We start from the raw sequence: 19,949 nt of genomic DNA, 5'->3' as shown, positions 1-19,949 counted from the left end.
CGTTTGTCGAATTGACCAGATCGCCGGCTCCCTGCGGCCAACGGCCCATTTTCAAGGGGTTTCTGCCGGGGCGATGCCGCAGGCGCGAAGCAGTTCGTCGCTCGCGACCGACGGGCACCAATGACGCTCGATATGCTCCACCACCAGGGCGGTCCCCTCGTTGTGCGTCACGAAAGGCCGGTCCTTCGGGTCGTACATCGTGTCGGTCAGATCGCGCACCAGCACGCAGGGCATGCCCCAGCGGGCCATCTGCCGAATGCCGAACGAGCGGCCCAGCACGCACATGTTCGTGTGGACCCCCATCACGAAAAGTTGCTTGACGCCGCGCCGTTCGAGATGGCTGTAGACCAACTCGCCGTCGTCGCTGATGAGATCTTCATCCGCGATCGAAATCAACGGATGCTGACGCTGCCAGGCCTTGTACATCTGGGGGGCGGGATCGTCATCGCAGCCACCGTCCGAGTCATCGATCGGCAGCGGGGGATCCGAAAGATCGCGCGCCGGGGGCAGCTCGATCTTCGCCTGGGCGAGCGCCCGCTTTCGCGCAGGATGGTCGCGGTAGAAATCCATCGTGTCGGAAGGGGCATGGATGATGAGCACGCCCGCGGCTCGGGCCGCATCGACCAACGGCGCCATCTTGGCGGCCAACTCGCCGCAACGCGCCGTCGCCGACGGACACCAGTGGCGGTCCCACATGTCGCATAAAAGCAGGGCCGACTCACCTGGTGAGAAAGGTTGTTCGACCGTCGCGGGCTGCCACTCGCCACTGCCGCGATAGAGCTCCACACGGCTGCGCAGCGGCAGAGTGAACGGAGCGGAAGCGTCCCCCTCTTCGGCCAACGCACACCACGGCGTCAACGCGGCCAGCACCAACACCGGCAGCGATCGCCCGATGGCATTTCTCAGAGTCGATGGGCACACAGGACATGCTCCTCGTGCGACGGGACGATTGATCGATCGAATCCACAGGCAACATCGTAGCTCTGCAGCACGCGCCGGTCGAGCAAGGAGCTTGCTCTGCTGGTGCATCAAGCTACCTGCGCAGGGAAGTAACGATAGTACCCTCGCGGCCAAGTGGTAGTTGCACGGCTCTCACCTGCCTACGGAAGAGCGTCGGACACCGCCGGATACGCAGGATGGCTGCCAGGACCCCTGGAGCAGGACGCCACTTGCGGTACGATGGGCCAGACCCCCGTTCGGACAAGCCACTTTGACCTGGCGCGCCGACACGCACACACGACGAACGAATCGATGGGTTATCGCTCGCTCAAAGCATGCGTCGACGATCTGGCCGCCACGGGGCGGCTGATCGCGATCGACGAGGAAATCGATCCCAATCTCGAGGCGGCGGCCATCCAGCGGCGCGTCTACGCGGCTGGTGGCCCGGCGCTCTACTTTCCACGGGTCAAGGGTTCGCCCTTCCCGATGGTGAGCAACCTGTTCGGCACGATGGATCGCGCCCGGTTCATCTTTCGCGACACTTGGGACGCCGTGCGTCGACTGATCGATCTCAAGATCGATCCCCAGGAGGCGTTCAAGCATCCGCTGCAAACGGCTCGGGCGCTGCCCGCCGCGTTTTCGATGCTGCCGCGCAAGGTGAAGTCGGGCCCGATTCTCGCGCGGCAGACGCAGATCGACCAGCTACCGCAGCTCAAGAGCTGGCCCGACGATGGCGGCGCGTTCATCACCCTGCCGCAGGTCTACACCGAGGACGCCGACCGGCCGGGACTCGCCGCGTCGAACCTGGGCATGTACCGCGTGCAACTTTCCGGTGGCCAGTATGTGCCCAACCGCGAAGTAGGCCTGCACTATCAGATCCATCGCGGCATCGGTGTTCATCATGCGGCGGCGATACGGCGTGGCGTGCCGTTCCGCGTGAACATCTTCGTAGGCGGGCCGCCGGCGATGTCACTCGCCGCGGTGATGCCCTTGCCCGAGGGATTGTCCGAGTTGGGCTTTGCCGGAGCGCTGGCAGGGCATCGCGTGGCCATGATCTGCCGACCGGGCGAACTGCCCCTCCACGCCGACACCGATTTCTGCATGAGCGGCGTGGTCGATCCCGAGCGATTATTACCCGAAGGCCCCTTTGGCGATCACCTGGGCTACTACAGCCTGGCGCACGATTTTCCCGTGCTCAGGGTCGATCGTGTCTATCACCGCGAGGGGGCCATCTGGCCCTTTACGGTCGTCGGGCGCCCGCCGCAGGAAGACACCGTCTTCGGCCAGATGATCCACGAGCTGACCGGCCCAGTCATTCCCACGGTGCTCCCCGGCATCCGCGCGGTGCATGCGGTCGATGCCTCGGGCGTGCATCCACTGCTGTTGGCGATCGGCAGCGAGCGTTACGTCCCCTTTGCCGAGCGTCGCCGGCCGGCCGAGTTACTCACGCAGGCCAACGCGATCCTGGGCCAGGGGCAGATGTCACTGGCCAAGTATCTTTTGATCGTGGCTCACGACGAGTGCCCCCAACTCGACATTCACGACATTCGCGCCTTCTTCCGCCACGTGCTCGAGCGCGTCGATTGGCGGCGCGATCTGCACTTTCACACTGCCACGACGATCGACACGCTCGATTACTCGGGCAGCGGCTTGAACGAGGGATCGAAGGTCGTGATCGCGGCCGTGGGAGCGAAGTCGCGCGACTTGCCCGTCGATGTGCCGGCCGACCTGTGGCTGCCCGAGCCGTTCCGAAAGCCGCGCGTCTGCCTGCCGGGCGTGCTCGCCGTCGAAGGACCGCAGTATCAGACCGATCACGACGGAGTCGATCAGGCGAGCGAGATGTTTTGCGCCGCCTGCACGCCGGCCGACGCGATCAACCAGTTCCCGCTGGTCGTGGTGGTCGACGACAGCGATTTCACGGCACAGACGCTGAACAACTTTCTCTGGGTCACGTTCACCCGGTCGAACCCGGCCAGCGACATCCACGGGATCGACGCCTCAACGCGGGCAAAGCACTGGAGCTGCAATGGATCGCTGGTCATCGACGCGCGGATCAAGCCGCACCACGCGCCCCCGCTGATCGAAGACCCGGACGTAATACGCCGCGTGGAAGCCCTAGGCGCCCCAGGCCGCCCGCTGCATGGGATCATCTAGGACCCGGCTAGGCACGACGGTCGGGCAGGCGGGCATGGGTACGGTCACGGAGCCGGCCGAGCTCGCGGAACATGACCACCTGGGCCACCTGCAATTCGACTGGCTTGACGACACGAGTTTGAGCCTCGGTCAAACACGATCTACATCCGCCGATATTGGAAGCTAATACGTCAGCAGCAGACGGTCAGCAACGACTTCACTTTCGAGCGTCTGTCCGCCCATTTGAAACCGTCTGAGCATCGAGCGACCGCAGCTTATAAATACTTCCCGCTCGAACAGCCCTTGCGGTACGGCAACATCGCAAATCAGTTCGCCTGATCTTTTCGTGCCGTCAATACTCAAGGCAACGAACACGCCACGCCTCTTGCACTCGCCAATCACTTCAAATAGCCGTCGCAGATTAAACTTTTGGGCGCCGTAGAGAATCTTTTGCGAGTCCTTGTAGGGAGGATCACAATAGATCAAATCGCCCTCTGTCGCCATGCTCATGGCGTCGACGTAATCCAGCAGTTGGAAGCTGGTACCGTGCGTTCGTTTCCGCCATTCATCGACCCGAGCGGAGAAAGAATCGTCTTCGATCGGCGTGTGAATTCCACAAGGGGTCGACATGAAGCCGTCCGTCTGCCGAAACCGAACCACTCCCCCATAACACGCTCGACAAAGGAATAAGAGATCGGCTCCGTTCGGTTTGGCGTTGTAAGACGCCTTGATTTGCTCGTACGCATCGACTTTGTTACCGCCCATCATCCGCCTGCGGCGCGTCGAATACCACTCTTTCAACGTATCCGGCGACTCGTGCAGCGTCTGCCAGATTTCAATCAACGGTTGAAACGCATCGGAACCTATGGCGCGCTGGGGAGCGAGAGTCGCCAAGACACCAGCGCTCCCCAAGAATGGTTCAAAATACCGCTCAAACCGAGCGGGGAAGTACGAAATGATTTCGTGCGCCGATCGCTGTTTGCTGCCAATCCATTTCAGCAACTGCTTCTTGAATGGCTTCACGCCGCCCGACTGCGGGTGACAGTCCTCGAAGAGCAATCGTTGCATCACTCCGTCCTCATTACGGATGCCCATAGCCGCCAAATGCTATTCATTAGTACAGCACCTGTCAAACCAGGCGGTCCAAGCCCACTGTTATCCTGTTTTGGGATTCCATGTCAACTACATCTTAATGCTGCTGCATGGAAAAAAGCATCTTTACTGCTGACCAGCGCAAGCTGCAAGAACTTCTTCGCCAGATTCGACTTGGAGCTGGCCTGCGCCAGCTCGACCTGGCGGAAAAACTAGGCCAGCCGCAATCGTTTGTCAGCAAGTATGAGTCGGGCGAACGGCGATTGGACCTGCTGGAAATCCGCCACATCTGCCAAGCCGTGGGCATTCCACTTCGGGACTTTATCGATCGCTTGGAGAAGTCCCTGGCATGATCCCCGACTCTCGCTTCGTCAAATTGCCGAAACACTTTTGGGCCAACGTCCGCACGATCAGTCAGCACATTGGCTATACCGCGCGAGGCACTGGTCAAATCGCGATTCCGACGGTCCTCCAAATGCGCCAATGTATGGAAGCCCTGAACCTCACCGCGGCGCATTTGATGGACGACGCCGACCACCCAACGCAATTGGGACAGACCATTTTCGATTATTTCCATCACCGCGCGACGGTGCTGAACTCGTTCGTTGAGCCGCGACTCATGGACGTGGAAAGGGCCAGGGCCCTCTTCAATAAGCTCCAGAGAAAACTTCCCACGAAACGTACTCATCCGATGAATAAGCAGAAGGGCAATAAGAAAGCCCCAGCATATTTCACCGGATGCATCAACATGTTGATCGAAGCGCACGCCGAAGGATTGCCTTGCGATTACGACCCACGAGAGCTGACAACCGTTACTCTCAACAATGCACCGCTGCGCACCTTGGCGCGCCGCGTTGACGGTGCATTTCCAGGTCCGGTGAATCCGATCGCTGTTTGGGAGATCAAAGAGTATTACTACACCACGACGTTTGGCAGTCGAGTTGCCGATGGCGTCTACGAAAGTCTCTTAGACGGCATGGAGCTCGAGGAGCTGCGCGAACAAGAGAGAATCGACGTAAAACACTACCTCATGATCGACGCGCGCTACACGTGGTGGGACTGCGGCCGCTCGTACCTATGCCGCATCATCGACATGCTGCACATGGGTTACGTGGATGAAGTACTGTTCGGCGCCGAAATCGTGGAGCGAATGCCGAAGATCGTCAAGCAATGGGTCGATTTGGCCAAGAAGCGTTCCTTGCAGTAGCACTGAGCAAGCACGCGAGAAGGCCTCCACATTCCCTTGGAAAACACCGTCGCTCTGCGTTAAGACTTTTCCGAACGAGCCCGCTCACTCCGGCTTGAGTTCCAGCAACTTCACGTTCTTGTACCAGCACTTCGCGCCGTGATCCTGGAAGCCGAGGTAGCCGCTGCGGGCGAAGTCTTTGCCCGCCTTGGAAAATTTGTTCTTCGAGCCGTCCGGCCGCTGGCCCGGCTCGGTGAACTCGTCGCAGTTCATCTCGCTGATCTTCTCGCCGTCGACCGTCACCGTGATGATCGGGCCACGGCAGGTGACTTCGTACTGGTGCCAGTCCCACAGCGTTTCCTTCTCGGGCTTCTTGGCCGCCTTCACGAAATCGTAAATCGCCCCCATCGCCTGGTAGGGAGACAGCGCGTGGCTGGCCACCTGCGCCTCGAAGCCCGACTGCACCGGGTCGGCCAGGTCAGAAACGCGGAAGAAGATGCCGCTGTTGCAAGTGGGCTTGTCCATGCGGACATCGCACTTGAGCGTAAAGTCGCCGAACGGCTTGTCGTAGTTGATGATGTAGCCCCCCGACTTATAGGGGAGCAGGCAGCCGTCTTCGACGGGGGTGGCGATCTCTTGGCCGTTGTTGCATTTCCAGCCCGTGTGATCCTTGCCGTTGAACAGCAGTTGCCAGCCGGCGGCCTCTTCCTCGGGCGTCAGCTCGTTGTCCGCGGCAAGGCACAGCGGCGCGGCCGTCAACGAGAAGAACAGGGCGGCCGAAAGCGAAAGCGTGCGTAGTCCAGGCGAGCGCATGCGTGGGTCACTCCGAATCGTGGTGGGCGCGTGGGGGGAGGACGGCCAATGGCCGACTCCGGTGTGGAGATGTTACTATGCTCGCTCAGCTCGGGGATCGCAATTGGTCGAACCGCCTGTCGGGCGAATTTCGGCTCGGTCTGTAGTAAACTTGGCACGAGATGCTAGTCGCCGAAATCGTCGTTTGGATCTTCCGCAGCGAGGTCATCATCCTGGCCTGGTTGACGATGCTGGGGGCCGTCATCGGCAGTTTTCTCAACGTCGTCGTCTACCGGCTGCCGGCGGGCAAAAGCCTGCTCTACCCCGGCTCGCAATGCCCCCACTGCCATCACGCCATTCGCTGGTACGACAACCTGCCGGTGCTGGGCTGGTTTCTGCTGCGGGGCAAGTGCCGCGATTGCCTGGCGCCGATCTCGCCGCGCTATCCCGCCGTCGAGGCCCTGACGGCACTCGTCTTTCTGACCGTGGCGATCACGCACGTCGTGCTGCCGCTGCCCGACGACCTGTCCGACGCCGAGCGCTACTGGCTCGTGCTGCGTACCGAGCTTGGACGATTCTTCTATCTAGTGACGCTGTTGTGTTGCCTCGAAGTCACGGCGCTCATGCGCTACGACGGGCAGCGTCTGCCGCGCTCCCTCGTGCTGTTCGCCCTGCTGGTGGGCCTCGTCGTTCCGGCGATCTGGCCGCACGTCAAGGGTTACGACCGCGAGCACATCGGTACCGCATTACTGTGGGGAGCCGCGGTGGGACTGACAGCCGCGATGCTCGCCGGACTCATCGTCCGCTGGTTGGACAAGTCCCCCGGCGTGGCGATCGAAGTAGGCGCCGTGCTCGTGAGCGTCGGCATCTATTTGAGCGGTAGCAGCGCCGGCGTGGTGGCATTCGAGGCGACGACGATTTTCTTGTTGGCGGCGATGGTCTCGCGACGACGATTGCCGTGGAGCGTCTACGCCGGCGCGGCCACGTGGCTGGCCGTGGCGTTAGGAATTGGCTTGTGACTTTGCAGCAGGCGGTGCATTGATGGTGCGATTGACATTTCACGGCGCGGCCGAGACCGTGACCGGCTCGAAGTATCTGCTCGAGGCCGATCGTGCCCGCGTGCTCATCGACTGCGGCATGTTTCAGGGATTGAAGGAACTACGTTTGTTGAATTGGGCGAAGTTTCCCTTCGCGCCCTCGGCGGTCAACGCGGTCGTCTTGACACACGCCCACATTGATCACCTCGGCATGCTGCCCCGGTTGGTAAGCCAGGGCTATCGCGGTCCCATCTTTGCGACGCCGGCCACCTGCGATCTGGCGGAGTTGATGCTCTACGACGCGGCGAAGAACCAGGAATCGGACGCCGAGTATGCCAATCGCAAGTCGTTCTCGAAGCATAAGCCGGCCTTGCCGTTGTACGATGATCGCGACGTGGCGCAAACGCTGCGCCAGTTTCGCGCACAACCGCGCGACGCATGGTTCTCGCCCGTCGAGCCCCTCTGGTGCCGCTACCACGACGCGGGGCACTTGCTCGGCTCGGCGATGATCGAGGTCGAGGTGCGGCAAGGCCCACGCCCGCTCCGTCTGCTGTTCTCGGGGGACATCGGGCGCTACGGAGCGCCCCTCTATCACGATCCTTCGCCACCGCCGGCGTGCGACTACCTCATCTGCGAAAGCACCTACGGCAACCGCGATCATCCGCGTGGTAACGTGGTCGACGAGTTGGCCCGCGTCATGGAGGAGGCCCTGCGACGGGGCGGGGTGGTGGTGGTTCCGTCATTCGCCGTGGGACGTTCGCAACAGTTGATCTATCTGCTCGAGGTCTTGTTCCGCCAAAAGCGCTTGCCCGAGTTGCCGATTTATCTCGACAGCCCCATGGCGATCAATGCCTCGAAGATCTATCGCGACCACGCCGCCGATCACGATTTGAGCGAAGCACAGCTCAAGAACGACGAATCGGTGCTGAGTGGCATGACGGTACACTTGACGCGCTCGGCCGAGGAATCGAAACGGATCAACGAAGTGCAGGGACCGGCGGTGATCATCGCCTCGTCCGGCATGATGATCGGCGGACGCATCCTGCACCACTTGAAGCGCCGCCTTCCCGATTCGCGAAACACCATCCTGCTCGGCGGCTTCATGGCGGCAGGCACCCGCGGGCGAGCCCTGCAGGAAGGCGCGCGATCGATTCGCATGCATGGCCTGGACGTGCCGGTCCGCGCCGCCGTGGTGCAACTGTCGGGCCTGAGCGGCCACGCCGGGCACGACGAATTGCTCCGCTGGCTAGCGCCGCTTGCCGCGCCCCGACGCGCCTTCATCACGCACGGCGAACTCGCCGGCGCGAAGGCTCTGGCCGCCGAGCTGCACGAAACGCGCGGCTGGAACACACACGTGCCACGACTCGGAGAGAGCGTCGAACTGGAGAACGTCGCATGAGCGAAGCCTTCGACAACCTGGCCGCCATTCTGCGCTCGAGCAGCTATCGTCTGGCCGAGGACGATCCCGAGCTGTTGCGGCGGCCCGAGATGCGTGCCGTGCGAATGCAGCTCGAGTTGGCCAAGCCGGAACTGGCCTTCCTCGAGCACAAGGTGAACTCGACCATCGTCGTGTTCGGCAGCGCGCGGATCCCCGAACCGGCCGTGGCTCGCGAACGCCTGGCCGTGGCCCGCGCAGCGCTGGCGGCTGCGCCCGACGATCCGCTGCTCGCGCGCGCGGCGAGTCGCGCCGAGCGCGTCGCGGCCAAGAGCTCGTACTACGAGCGGGCGCGCGATTTCGCACGGCTCGTTACCTCAACCTGCCAGGTGGGCCTGCACTGCGACTATGTCGTGGTTACCGGCGGAGGACCCGGCATCATGGAAGCCGCCAATCGCGGCGCGCACGACGCAGGAGGCAAATCGGTGGGGCTCAATATCACACTGCTAGAGGAGCAGCAGCCGAACCCTTATATCACGCCCGATCTTTGCTTTCGCTTTCGCTACTTCGCCCTGCGCAAGCTCCACTTCCTGTTGCGGGCCAAGGCGCTGGTGATCTTTCCCGGGGGGTTCGGCACGCTCGACGAGTTGTTCGACGCGCTCACGTTACGTCAGACGATGCGCATGCAATCGATTCCGATCGTCATGTTCGGCCGCGAGTACTGGGAACAGGTGCTGAACCTGCAATTTCTCGCCGACGAAGGGACGATCTCCGACGAGGATCTCGAGTTGATCTCGTACGCCGAGACGCCCGCCGCCGCCTGGGACATCATCACCGAGTTCCACCGCCGCCAGGCGCCAGGCGTCTGAGGTGCTATCCCCCAGTTCAAACCCTTGTCTCGGCCGGCAGATGCGATCGCGGGAGCGGCCGGCACAAGCAGCGCCGGTGCGCGAAACAGTCGCCCCAGACGGCAGTTTTTCGCGCTTTCGCACAACCAGCCGCAATCGGCCTGCGTAGCAGTGGTAAAGGCGCTAAGCCTGTCACGCGACCCGCATGTTTCCCAGACGTGCGCGTCGCGATTGATCGGTGGCGACGCACGTGGTGCCGCTACGGCTGGCAGGCTGGAAAATAGAGCGATCGTCGCGGCCGTTCCGACTGAGAAAACTTGAACCTTGTGTTTGACGTCGATGTCGCGACATCCATGCAAAATAACTTGCCCGGGTACGTGCCAGGGTGTATCTGTTGTGGAGCCGTTTGTTTCGCCGACAGCGGCCCCCGCCCGGCCTGATCCCTCCCACCATGGCCGGCCCCTCCCTCCCATTTCTCCGAAAGGCCTGACATGAAGTTCGTCAGACTGAGTCTCTGGTGTTTGATGGTGCCAGTCTGTGCGCTGGCACTCGTCGTGGGCGGCTCGCAATGGCGCGCCCTGGCCAAGGACGAGACTGCCCCGCCCACCGGCCAGCCCGTCGCGCCAGCCGAAGAACATGCCTCGCCGGCGGCCGCGCCGTCGTTGACAGTACCGTCCGATGCCGACGAAGCGCAGCTCGTTGAGTTCATGGAAACGACCGCGCGCCGTCGTCCGACCGGCGAAACGATCGAAGACGCCCGCGAGAACTTTACCCAGACGCAGCGGGCCGTGATCGCCGCCGCCGACAAGATTCTTGCCGGTCAGCCACAGGAAGAAACTCGTCAGAAGGCCACTCAATACAAATTGCTGGCGCTGGTCAACCTGAGCCGCACGGGCAGCGACGAAGCCAAGGCCGAATTGCTCACGTTCGCCGATTCGCTCACCAAGGACAAGTCGCCCGACCTGGCCACGTTGGGTCGTTTGATCGCACTCCAAACCAAGATCGAAACGATCCCCGTGACCGGCACCGACGAGCAGATCAAAGGCCTGCTCGCCGAGGTGAACGAGCTGGTCAAGTCCTCGCACGCCGATCGCCAGTCGTTCATGCTGGCCTATGGTCTGGCGCAGATGCTCGAGATGAACAACAAGACCGAGCTCGCGATCAGCGCCTTCAACTCGTTGGCCGAACAGATCGCCCACAGCGACGATCCGGAGCTACGTGCCTACGCGTCGAAGCTCGAAGGGAGCGCTCGTCGACTCGGCCTGCTGGGGCAGTCGATCGAACTGACCGGCACGCTCGTCAATGGCAAGCCGTTCAACTGGAAGGCCTACGCCGGCAAGGTCGTGCTCGTCGATTTCTGGGCCACCTGGTGCGGTCCCTGCCGTGCCGAGTTGCCGAACGTGAAGGCCAACTTCGATCGCTTCCACGACAAGGGTTTTGAAGTCGTCGGCGTCAGCCTCGACGATGCCTCGCCCGAGGGCAAGGCCGGTCTCGAGAGCTTCCTTGCCGAGAATCAAATCCCCTGGGCGAACCTGTACAGCTCGGACGAGAAGGCGAGTGGCTGGGAGAACCCCCTCGCCACGCAGTTCGGCATCATGAGCATCCCGGCGACCTTCCTCATCGATCGCGAGGGCAAGGTCATCTCGCTGGACGCTCGCGGTGAAGCCCTGACCGAGCAGCTCGAAAAGCTGTTCGGCGAAGAGCCGACGAAAGTCTCGGCCGCGAAGTAGGACGTACGTCTGCGGTCGGGGACGCTAGCGCAACCGTTCCCGACCACGACGGTAGTTCATCGAGCAGGCCCCGGCACGTGACGCAGCGTGCCGGGGTCTTTTTCTTGCGCCCCGACGCCGTTGCGTCGGTGTCGCGCGCGAGACCTTTGCCCCTCTCGCATCGAGCGTGCCAGGCTGGAAGCAGCGGCGAGTGGGCACGATCCAAGTCTTGCCGGACCCTTTTGTGCTCGCCCCTTGTGGACGTCGCGCGTTCTGGCTGCCACAATGCAGGGTGAATGGACACGTCGCGGCCCCAGACGCCGCGAACCGGTCGATCTCCTGACCGGTGGCACGTTCGCGGAGCGTTGACTGCAAAACGTGTGCTCTTCTTCAGGGGCGTGTCGAGTGCGGGTGGAGCCGGCTTGCGTGGGGAACGGCCCTGCTGAGCGCTGCCACTCCATCAACCAGGATGCCAGCCGGCCCCGATGGTCGGTTGCCCGAGCGATGATTCGCAAGAGCAAATGGATCGAGGGAATCGCTCCCGACGCACCGCTCTCGAGCGCGGCGCGGACGGCGCTCGAGCCGCGCCTGCGTCTCGTGTGGTACTACCTCAAACGGTCGGCCCGACACGCCGATCGCGACGTGGAATACGTACACCAGCTACGCGTCTGCACGCGCCGGGCCATGGCCACGGTGGCGGCCTTCGAGGCAGTGCTGCCCCCCAAGCGCTCGAAGCGCATCAAACGCTCCTTGCAACACATTCGCCGCGCCGCGGGCGAGGCGCGCGATCTCGATGTGCTGATCGACCGTTATCGCGCCTGGGCGCGCGAACGCGCCGATCAAGGCGGACGGCAACTGCTGGGGGCCCTCGAGCGCCGACGCAAGACCGCGCAGAGACCACTGGCAGAAATCTACGAGAAGCAGCGCCAGCAGGACTTCCCCGATCAAGTCGACGAACTGCTCGTACGTACCCGGCCGCGCGGAGAGATGGCCGAACGGGGCGAACCCGGCTTCGCGCTGGCGGCCCGGGCCTGCTTGAATCCGATCGTCGAAAGTTTCTTCACGGCAGGCGCAGGGGATCTCGCCGATCTACCATCGCTGCACGCCTTCCGCATTCTCGGCAAGCAGCTTCGCTATGCGATCGAGATCTTTGTCGGCGCGTTCGGTTCGCCACTGAGAGAAGATATCTATCCCACGGTCGAGAAACTACAGGAACTGCTGGGCGCGCTGAACGACCACGCCGGCGCGTACGAGCGCTTTCGCGCCTGGTCCGAATCGGGCGAGAGCGACCTGCCTCGGCCGCTGATCGAAGAACTGATGCGCATCGAAGGCGCCGCCCGCGATCAAAGCGAGCAACAGTTCCGTGCCTGGTGGACGCCGGCCCGTCTGGCGGAATTGAGGAGCGAATTCGACGAACTGCTCTTCCGTCCGACCGAACGACAGGCTGGTTGAATGATCGCTGCCAGCGTCGCAGCCGCGCCACCCACTACGCGGCAAACTCAGTGGCCGAGGCGGGAGTCGAACCCGCACGAGGGTTACCCCTCACAGGATTTTAAGTCCCGTGCGTCTGCCATTCCGCCACTCGGCCGTTGTGCAGCGTGGAAGTGGTGGCCACGATGCAACGCAACCTGTCTAGAATCGTACCCGCCCGCTGGGCTGTTGTCGTGGGGATTGGCATCCGCCACAAACAGGTAGCGTCGTTGACTCCAGATCGCCTATCGTTTGTTTCACGCGGGCGAACCCTTTCGGCGGGCTGACTTGGTGGCTCTCTGTAGAGCGCGATCGATCTTCTCGACCGTGCGGACGGTGGGGGAATGTTTGCCGGTTTCCAGGCGACACAAGGTTTCCTGCCGAATCCCCGCCAGCTTGGCCAGTTGCTCTTGCGACAGCCCCGCCGCCTGGCGAGACGCGATAATCTTGCGGGCTATCGACACCCGAGCGTGTGCCACGGCAGGCCGGTTGCCATCGGCATCGGCCGGCGGGTAGGCGGGCAACAGGTTGTCCACGGGCGTAGCGCCTCGCGCCGCCAACTGGCAGAGTTTTTTCCACCGCCCCTCTTCAACCAGGACAAACCGTTTCCCACCCCGCGTCACCACTTGCTCTGCCGTGCTCATGCTCCACTCCTCATAGAATCCATCGCGGTGTCCAATTTTTTCGACAGTCACCACGTCGGCGCTCGCCGAAAACTGGATGCGATAATCGCCGGTGCGGATGCGCCACCGTCCTGCTAGTTCGCCGGCCAACGGCCTCGCTCCACTCACGTGCGGCCAGCGCTCTAGTCGGTGATAGACCTTTTCGACGCACGCTTGAATCACCACAGGCAGCGCGTCGAATTGCTTTTGGGCCGCGGGAGCAACCAACACCGTCGCCACGAGAACAACCTAGTATGATATGACAAGTTTGTCAATTCCGTGTCCGCTCTAACTCAACTGATTGGGATCCTATTTTAATCCCCGGCGGAAAATAAGCCGTGCCAGTTTCGCTCGGCGAAAGACGTATGTTATCGTGGAACGGTTCGCACGCTCCACTGAATTCTCGCGCGCGAATGAATCTGCTGCCGGCCGGAGGCGCGTTTGACTTCATCGGAAGCCACGGGTGCAAGCGACGATCGCCCTGCGCAAGGCGCTACGCCGACGGTGTCGCCGGCCAGTGGCTCAAACGGCCGCACGGTGCTGGCGATCGTGCTGGTTTTAATCGGCACGGCCTACGTGATCTACTCCATCTGGCGCACTCCGCCCGGTGGAGGCGAACGGGGCGAGCATCATCCCGCGGCAGGCCGAACGCTGTTCTTCGTCAGCCTGCGGTCGGTCGACGACGGCCGGCTGGTGGGCCTGACCGATTTTGCCGGCAAGGTCACGCTGCTCAACTTCTGGGGCACGTGGTGTCCTCCCTGCCGCGAGGAACTCCCGCGCTTACAGGTCCTCGCGCAGGAGTTCGCCACGCACGAAGACTTCGCGGTCGCGGCCGTCTCCTATCCGTTCGGCGAGGATGTCGATCCGCGGACGCTCGCCACGGAAACGCGCCAGTTTCTCGACGCGACCGGCCTCAAGTTGCCGGTATACCTCGACGTCGACAATCAGACGATGACCGCGGCGGATCTCATCGTGGGCGTGCCGGGATTTCCCACGACCATCATTCTCGATCGCTCGGGCAAGATCCGCGGCGTGTGGAACGGCTACCAGCGCGGTTACGAGCAGGAAATGCACGAGTTCGTCGCACGGCTGCTGGCAGAGCCGTACCAGGTGAGCATGCCCGAGCTCACCATCACCGGCCAGGAATACCTGGTTCCGCTCGAGGGGGAAGAGCCCCCGCCTTAATCGGCCAGCTCGAGCCGAGAACGCACCGAGGCCAGACGCCCCAACAACCGGCCGGCCGCCGCCGCGGGATCGGACGCCCCGACGACGGCCGAACTGACCGCGACGCGTTCGATGCCCGTGGCCAACACCTCGTCGAGATTCTGCGCCGCGATGCCACCGATCGCGAAGACTGGCAGCGTGATCTCGGCCGCGACGGCACGCAACAAGGAGACTCCCGGAAACTCCGCGAACTGCTTGGTATGCGAGGCGAACGTCGGTCCGACGCCGATGTAGTTCGCGCCGTCGAGCACCGCGGCCCGCGCTTGCTCGATCGAGTGGGTCGAGACGCCGATCAAGCGATCGGGCCCGACGATCGAGCGTGCGTCCTTTACCGCCAGTTCCTCCTGGCCGACGTGGACGCCATCGGCCTCGGCGAGCGCCGCGATGTCGGGCCGGTCATTCACGATAAACAAGGTGTCGGTGTCGCGCGTGAGGGAGCGTAGCAATCGTGCCCGTGCGAGTAGCTCGCGATCGTCGAGCTGCTTATCGCGCAGTTGGAGCACGTGTACGCCCGCCTCGACGAGTGGAGCGGCCAGTGCGACGAAGGCGTCGTCCGACGTGCCACCATCGATGAGGACGTAGAGCTGCGCGCCGACGAGTCGTTCGCCGCTGGTGCGCGTGATGTCAATCGCCCGTTCCAACGTGTAGGTGCGATAGCGCAGCGTCTCGAACCGCGACGCGATCTCGGCCGCGACCGTTTTCGAGAACTCCTCCAGGCTGCGCAAAGATTCGGCCGCGCGGCGCAGATTAGCCGTGACGACCGCCGTCTCGTCGGTGCGCCGTCGCTCGGCGGGGCTGGTAATGGTGGTACCCACGTCGGCCTGGGTGTCGCGCGCGGCATGCCGGCGATCGAGGGGCAGGGCAGAGACCGTCGCCGCGAAATCGTGCCGCAGGCCCTTCATCAACGTTGCCAGGTGTCGATCGTCGAGCGCGAAGCGGACGTAGTCTTCGACGACACGCAGGGCTTCGCCGGCCCGATTGGCTTCGGCATCGAGAATCCGCCACACGGCGGTCGTGCTCCCCCGAGACGGCACGGCAGGAGTTTTGGCCCCAGAATCGAGGGCACGCGATGCGGCCGCAGGCTCACGCACCTCGCCGAGGAGGGAAGCTTCGGCCTCGTCTTCCAGATCGTCGCTCGGTTCCACGGCCAGGGGTCCGGCGATGTGGTCGTAAAACGTGTGAATCTCACGTTCGACCGAGGCGAGGTCGAGCCCCTGCTGGGTCAACCAGCGACCGGCCGGACCAGCATCGGCGATGATCCCCAACAGGATGAACTCGGTGGCCAGGGCCAGCGGCCGGGGAAAGTCAGCCAGATGCGACTCGGCCGCCGCGAACGAGTTCACGACCTCGTCTGCCAGACGCCGCGGCAGGGGCGCCGCGGCTGTGCGTGGCGACAGCTCGGGCCACTGCCGGCATACGTCCTCGACCGTGACGCCACGCGCCTCGAGCATCAAAGCAGCCCGGCACTCGGTTTCGGCCAACAGCCCCATCAGCAGCTCGGGCAGTCCCAGGGCGTCCGAATCGCTACAACTGGACCACTGCCATGCGGCTTCGAGGGCTCGTTCGGCGGCGGCGGTAAGAAGATGTCCCATAGCCTCCAGTGTGCCACCCCCCGGTGGCGATCGCAAACGCCATGTCGACGTCGTTGCCCCACTTTGCGCCAAGTCGCAGGGCGCGGATCTGGGGAAAGTGCGGAAGTTGCCGTGGTGGTTCAACTTCGCGAGATTCAGATCGGTGTAGCCTTGGCGCCGCCAGTGTGCTATCAACCTAACTTGAAGCGTGACTTTCGGTTGCCTTGATCGGTGTCATATTAAGAGTTAGAATTCAGCGGCGAATGGATCGCCAGGCGTCTTGAGGCGGATGGAGCTGGACCGATGCGCGGGGCCTGGTGGACATGTCTTTGGCCGGGTCTTCCACAGCTCTGGATGCGCGGCACCTGGTCCGGTCTGGCCTTGGCGGTCGGCTTCTCTCTCCTCCTCGACGGCGCGCTCGTCGTCAGTTATGCGTGGACCGAACTCGTGAGTCCTGCCGTGCGTACCACGGCATGGACCGTGCTCGGCGCCTGCTATCTGGCGTCGGTCGTGGCAGGCTGCCGATGGCGGTGGCGGCAAAGTGCCGCCTCGCTCGAAGTTCGGGAAGCCGGTTTGTTTGAGCGGGCCCGCGACGACTATCTCCGCGGGCATTGGCTCGACGCCGAAACGACGCTGCACGAGTTGCTCGCCCGCGATCCACGAGATGTCGACGCGCGGCTCTTGCTGGCTTCGCTTTACCGCCGCACGCGGCGGCACGACGAAGCACAACGCGTCTTGGCTCGACTCGAGCGCCTGGACGGCGGCGAGAAATGGATCGATGAAATCCGCCGCGAGCGAGCCCTGCTCGCCCTGGCGCAAGAACGAATGGCCGTAGAGAACGAAGCCGAGACGCCCGTCGCGGACGAAAACGAAAACATCTCCCTGCACGAAGCTGCCTGAGAACACCCGCGACCCAACCGCCCCGCCGGGCCCCTGCGAACCCAACCGAACAATCCTATCTCTTTCTCTACGGGCAACGAATACGACGTAACGACACCGACCGAAACCACATCCCTCTAATAATCGAATAGACCTATCAACACTCGGGCACGACCGCTTTTGGACGTGGCGTGCCAGACCTTTCCCGTGGAATCGCCGACCAGGCAAGAACGCCTCGATGGCGGCGGTTTCCCTGCGAGTGACGGAGAGCACTAGATGTACGAGCGATTTACCGACCGCGCACGCAAGGTCATGCAACTGGCGAACCAGGAAGCGCAGCGCTTTAACCACGAATACATTGGCACCGAGCACGTGCTGCTAGGTCTCATCAAGGAAGGTAGCGGCGTCGCCGCCAACGTGCTCAAGAACCTCGATGTCGATCTGCGCAAGATCCGCCTCGAAGTCGAAAAGCTCGTCCAGAGCGGACCGGACATGGTCACCATGGGCAAGCTGCCGCAAACCCCGCGGGCCAAAAAGGTCATCGAGTACTCGATGGAAGAAGCCCGCAATCTGAACCACAACTACGTCGGTACCGAGCACATCCTGCTCGGCCTGCTGCGCGAGCAGGAAGGCGTGGCCGCCCAGGTGCTGATGAACCTGGGCCTCAAGCTCGAGGATGTCCGCGAGGAGGTGCTCAACCTGCTCGGCCACGGCATCGAAGGGAGCGAAGGGGGCGAACGCAATCCGGCCGGCGCCGGGGCGGGCTCGGGCGACACGCAAAAGTCCGGCAAGTCGAAGACCCCCGCGCTCGACAGCTTCGGCCGCGACCTCACCGAGCTGGCTCGTCAAAGCAAGCTCGATCCGGTGATCGGCCGCGAGAAGGAAATCGAACGCGCCATCCAGATTCTCTGCCGCCGCACGAAGAACAACCCCGTCCTGTTGGGCGAGGCGGGCGTCGGCAAGACGGCCATCGTCGAAGGCTTCGCCCAGCGCGTCGTCGACGGCAATGTGCCCGAACTCCTGGCCGATCGGCGCATCGTGGTGCTCGACCTGGCGATGATGGTCGCCGGTACGAAGTATCGCGGCCAGTTCGAAGAGCGCATCAAGGCGGTGATGAACGAAGTCCGCCGCGCGAAGAACACGATCCTGTTCATCGACGAGTTGCACACCCTGGTGGGCGCCGGTGGCGCGGAAGGCGCGATCGACGCTTCGAACGTGCTCAAGCCGGCCCTGGCTCGCGGTGAAATCCAGTGCATCGGCGCCACGACCCTCGACGAGTACCGCAAGTACATCGAGAAGGACAGCGCCTTGGATCGCCGTTTCCAGATCGTGATGGTCGAGCCGTCGACCAAGCCCGAGACGGTGGAGATCTTGAAGGGTCTTCGCGATCGGTACGAGACGCACCACCGCGTGCAGATCACTGACGACGCCTTGGAATCAGCGGTCGAGTTGTCGAGCCGGTATATCACCGGACGCTGCCTGCCCGACAAGGCGATCGACGTGATCGACGAGGCGGGCGCCCGCGTGCGTCTGCGCACGATGACCCGTCCGCCCGACCTCAAGGAGATCGACGAGGAAGTCGAGCGCCTGAACAAGGAAAAGGAAGAGGCGGTCGCCAACCAGGATTTCGAAAAGGCCGCCGCGCTGCGTGACCAGGCGGACAAGCTGAAGAAGAAGAAGCAGAACCTGACCCGCGACTGGCGCGAGAAGTCGCGCGAGACCGACGGCATGGTCGACGAGGAAGTCATCGCCGAGGTCGTGTCGAAGATGACCGGCATCCCGCTCACGCGGATGACGACCGAAGATTCGATGCGACTGATGGAGATGGAGAAGGATCTGCACAAGCGGGTGGTCAGCCAGCACGAGGCGATCGTCTCGATCGCCAAGGCGGTGCGACGCAGCCGCAGTGGCCTCAAGGATCCGAAGCGGCCGACCGGCTGCTTCATCTTCGCCGGGCCGACGGGCGTCGGTAAGACCTTGCTCGCCAAGGCCCTGGCCGAGTTCATGTTCGGCGACGAGGACGCGCTGATCCAGATCGACATGTCCGAGTACATGGAGAAGCACAACGTCAGCCGCTTGATCGGCGCCCCGCCGGGCTACGTCGGCTTCGAGGAAGGGGGCCAGTTGACGGAGAAGATCCGCCGCCGGCCGTACGCCGTCGTGCTGCTCGACGAGATCGAGAAGGCGCACCCCGACGTGTTCAACATGCTCTTGCAGGTGATGGAAGAAGGCCGCCTGACCGACAGCTTCGGTCGCAATGTCGACTTCCGCAACACCGTGCTGATCATGACCACGAACGCCGGCGCCGAGGCGATCAAGAACGAATCGTCGTTCGGCTTCCAGCGTCCGGACGATGACGCCTCGTACGACAGCATGAAGGAACGCGTCCACGAGCGGATCGAGAAGGTCTTCCGGCCCGAGTTCCTGAACCGCGTGGACGACGTGATCGTCTTCCGCCACCTGACGGTCGAAGACCTGAAGGACGTCATCGATATCGAGCTGTCGAAGGTCCGCGAGCGACTGAGCGAGCGCGGCCTGCGGCTCGAGCTGACCGACGGCGCGAAGCAGTTCCTGATCAAGAAGGGCTCGAACACCGATTTCGGTGCCCGTCCGCTGCGTCGCGCGTTGGAAAACTACATCGAGGATCCGCTGTCCGAAGAACTGCTCAAGGGCGAGTTCCAGGGCAAGGATCTGATCCGCGTCGACGTGAAGGAAGTGGGAGACAAGAAGCAGCTCGTCTTCGACGGTGTCACCACGGAGGAAGGCGCTCCGGTGGCAGCCGCCACGGGGGGCGAAGAAAAGGGACCGAGCGAGTCGTCGGCCTCGTAGGGCCGCCCCCCCGCACCACGACGTGTGGCGGCAAAAGTAGATCTCTGCACTCAATGACCAAATGCCCTGCGCTGCTGGCATGGCTCCCCGAGACGGAGTAGCATGCCGGATGGCGAAGGGCATTTGGTGCGTTGGGGGCAAATATGCTTGGCGAGGGATGGCTGTTACCCAGGTGGGTTCCTCCGGACAAGCATGCGCCTCCG

At 63.1% G+C, this 19,949-nt stretch carries 16 protein-coding genes and 1 tRNA gene; 11 read left to right on the top strand and 6 right to left on the bottom strand.

Annotation, left to right across the window (positions count from 1 at the left end; all coding sequences use genetic code 11):
- Positions 1-51: 51 nt before the first annotated feature.
- On the bottom strand, positions 52-921 hold the full coding sequence (locus KF708_21315) for a hypothetical protein (protein MBX3415238.1): 870 nt from the start codon (positions 919-921) through the stop codon (positions 52-54).
- A gap of 330 nt (positions 922-1,251) precedes the next feature.
- Here KF708_21315 and KF708_21310 point away from each other — a divergent pair, with 330 nt between their 5' ends.
- The gene (locus KF708_21310) at positions 1,252-3,093 is read left to right on the top strand and encodes a UbiD family decarboxylase (GenBank protein MBX3415237.1); all 1,842 of its coding nucleotides are present in this window, start codon (positions 1,252-1,254) and stop codon (positions 3,091-3,093) included.
- A gap of 162 nt (positions 3,094-3,255) precedes the next feature.
- Here the strand turns inward: KF708_21310 and KF708_21305 are convergent, their stop codons facing one another.
- Positions 3,256-4,140 carry a DNA adenine methylase gene (locus KF708_21305; GenBank protein MBX3415236.1) on the bottom strand — a complete coding sequence of 295 codons (885 nt, stop codon included), beginning with the start codon at positions 4,138-4,140 and terminating at the stop codon, positions 3,256-3,258.
- A gap of 134 nt (positions 4,141-4,274) precedes the next feature.
- Between KF708_21305 and KF708_21300 the strand changes: the two genes are divergently transcribed.
- On the top strand, positions 4,275-4,517 hold the full coding sequence (locus KF708_21300; GenBank protein ID MBX3415235.1) for a helix-turn-helix transcriptional regulator: 243 nt from the start codon (positions 4,275-4,277) through the stop codon (positions 4,515-4,517).
- Positions 4,514-5,371, top strand: a complete 858-nt coding sequence (locus tag KF708_21295; GenBank protein MBX3415234.1) for a hypothetical protein — start codon at positions 4,514-4,516, stop codon at positions 5,369-5,371. The genes KF708_21300 and KF708_21295 overlap by 4 nt, the downstream gene beginning before the upstream one ends.
- A gap of 84 nt (positions 5,372-5,455) precedes the next feature.
- On the opposite strand, the gene KF708_21290 is transcribed toward KF708_21295, so the two are convergent.
- Positions 5,456-6,163: a DUF1080 domain-containing protein gene (locus tag KF708_21290; GenBank protein ID MBX3415233.1), complete on the bottom strand. Its 708-nt coding sequence runs from the start codon at positions 6,161-6,163 to the stop codon at positions 5,456-5,458.
- A 161-nt stretch (positions 6,164-6,324) separates the two neighbouring features.
- On the opposite strand from KF708_21290, the gene KF708_21285 reads away from it, so the two are divergent.
- The 5 genes from KF708_21285 (at position 6,325) to KF708_21265 (ending at position 12,563) form a co-directional block, all read left to right on the top strand.
- On the top strand, positions 6,325-7,161 hold the full coding sequence (locus KF708_21285) for a prepilin peptidase (GenBank protein ID MBX3415232.1): 837 nt from the start codon (positions 6,325-6,327) through the stop codon (positions 7,159-7,161).
- Between the two features lie 22 nt (positions 7,162-7,183).
- The gene (locus tag KF708_21280) at positions 7,184-8,578 is read left to right on the top strand and encodes an MBL fold metallo-hydrolase (GenBank protein MBX3415231.1); all 1,395 of its coding nucleotides are present in this window, start codon (positions 7,184-7,186) and stop codon (positions 8,576-8,578) included.
- The gene (locus tag KF708_21275) at positions 8,575-9,423 is read left to right on the top strand and encodes a TIGR00730 family Rossman fold protein (protein ID MBX3415230.1); all 849 of its coding nucleotides are present in this window, start codon (positions 8,575-8,577) and stop codon (positions 9,421-9,423) included. Before KF708_21280 ends, KF708_21275 begins: the two co-directional genes overlap by 4 nt.
- A gap of 470 nt (positions 9,424-9,893) precedes the next feature.
- Complete coding sequence (locus tag KF708_21270) at positions 9,894-11,132, top strand: redoxin domain-containing protein (protein MBX3415229.1); 1,239 nt, start codon at positions 9,894-9,896, stop codon at positions 11,130-11,132.
- 483 nt (positions 11,133-11,615) lie between these two features.
- Positions 11,616-12,563, top strand: a complete 948-nt coding sequence (locus KF708_21265; protein ID MBX3415228.1) for a CHAD domain-containing protein — start codon at positions 11,616-11,618, stop codon at positions 12,561-12,563.
- 51 nt (positions 12,564-12,614) lie between these two features.
- Here the strand turns inward: KF708_21265 and KF708_21260 are convergent.
- Positions 12,615-12,699, bottom strand: a tRNA-Leu gene (locus KF708_21260).
- A gap of 139 nt (positions 12,700-12,838) precedes the next feature.
- The gene (locus tag KF708_21255; protein ID MBX3415227.1) at positions 12,839-13,483 is read right to left on the bottom strand and encodes a helix-turn-helix domain-containing protein; all 645 of its coding nucleotides are present in this window, start codon (positions 13,481-13,483) and stop codon (positions 12,839-12,841) included.
- A 264-nt stretch (positions 13,484-13,747) separates the two neighbouring features.
- Here KF708_21255 and KF708_21250 point away from each other — a divergent pair, with 264 nt between their 5' ends.
- Positions 13,748-14,428: a TlpA family protein disulfide reductase gene (locus KF708_21250; GenBank protein MBX3415226.1), complete on the top strand. Its 681-nt coding sequence runs from the start codon at positions 13,748-13,750 to the stop codon at positions 14,426-14,428.
- Here the strand turns inward: KF708_21250 and KF708_21245 are convergent.
- Positions 14,425-16,059, bottom strand: a complete 1,635-nt coding sequence (locus tag KF708_21245) for a thiamine phosphate synthase (GenBank protein MBX3415225.1) — start codon at positions 16,057-16,059, stop codon at positions 14,425-14,427. The two genes, KF708_21250 and KF708_21245, sit on opposite strands and share 4 nt — an antisense overlap.
- A 333-nt stretch (positions 16,060-16,392) precedes the next feature.
- Between KF708_21245 and KF708_21240 the strand changes: the two genes are divergently transcribed.
- Both KF708_21240 and KF708_21235 read left to right on the top strand, forming a co-directional pair.
- Positions 16,393-16,938 carry a tetratricopeptide repeat protein gene (locus tag KF708_21240; GenBank protein MBX3415224.1) on the top strand — a complete coding sequence of 182 codons (546 nt, stop codon included), beginning with the start codon at positions 16,393-16,395 and terminating at the stop codon, positions 16,936-16,938.
- A gap of 255 nt (positions 16,939-17,193) precedes the next feature.
- Positions 17,194-19,746: an ATP-dependent Clp protease ATP-binding subunit gene (locus KF708_21235; GenBank protein ID MBX3415223.1), complete on the top strand. Its 2,553-nt coding sequence runs from the start codon at positions 17,194-17,196 to the stop codon at positions 19,744-19,746.
- Positions 19,747-19,949 lie beyond the last annotated feature (203 nt).

It is taken from the genome of Pirellulales bacterium, from assembly GCA_019636335.1.
Classification (GTDB): domain Bacteria; phylum Planctomycetota; class Planctomycetia; order Pirellulales; family JAEUIK01; genus JAHBXR01.
The sequence above is the reverse complement of the archived record's forward strand: the minus strand, read 5'-3'. Positions and strand labels throughout refer to the sequence as shown.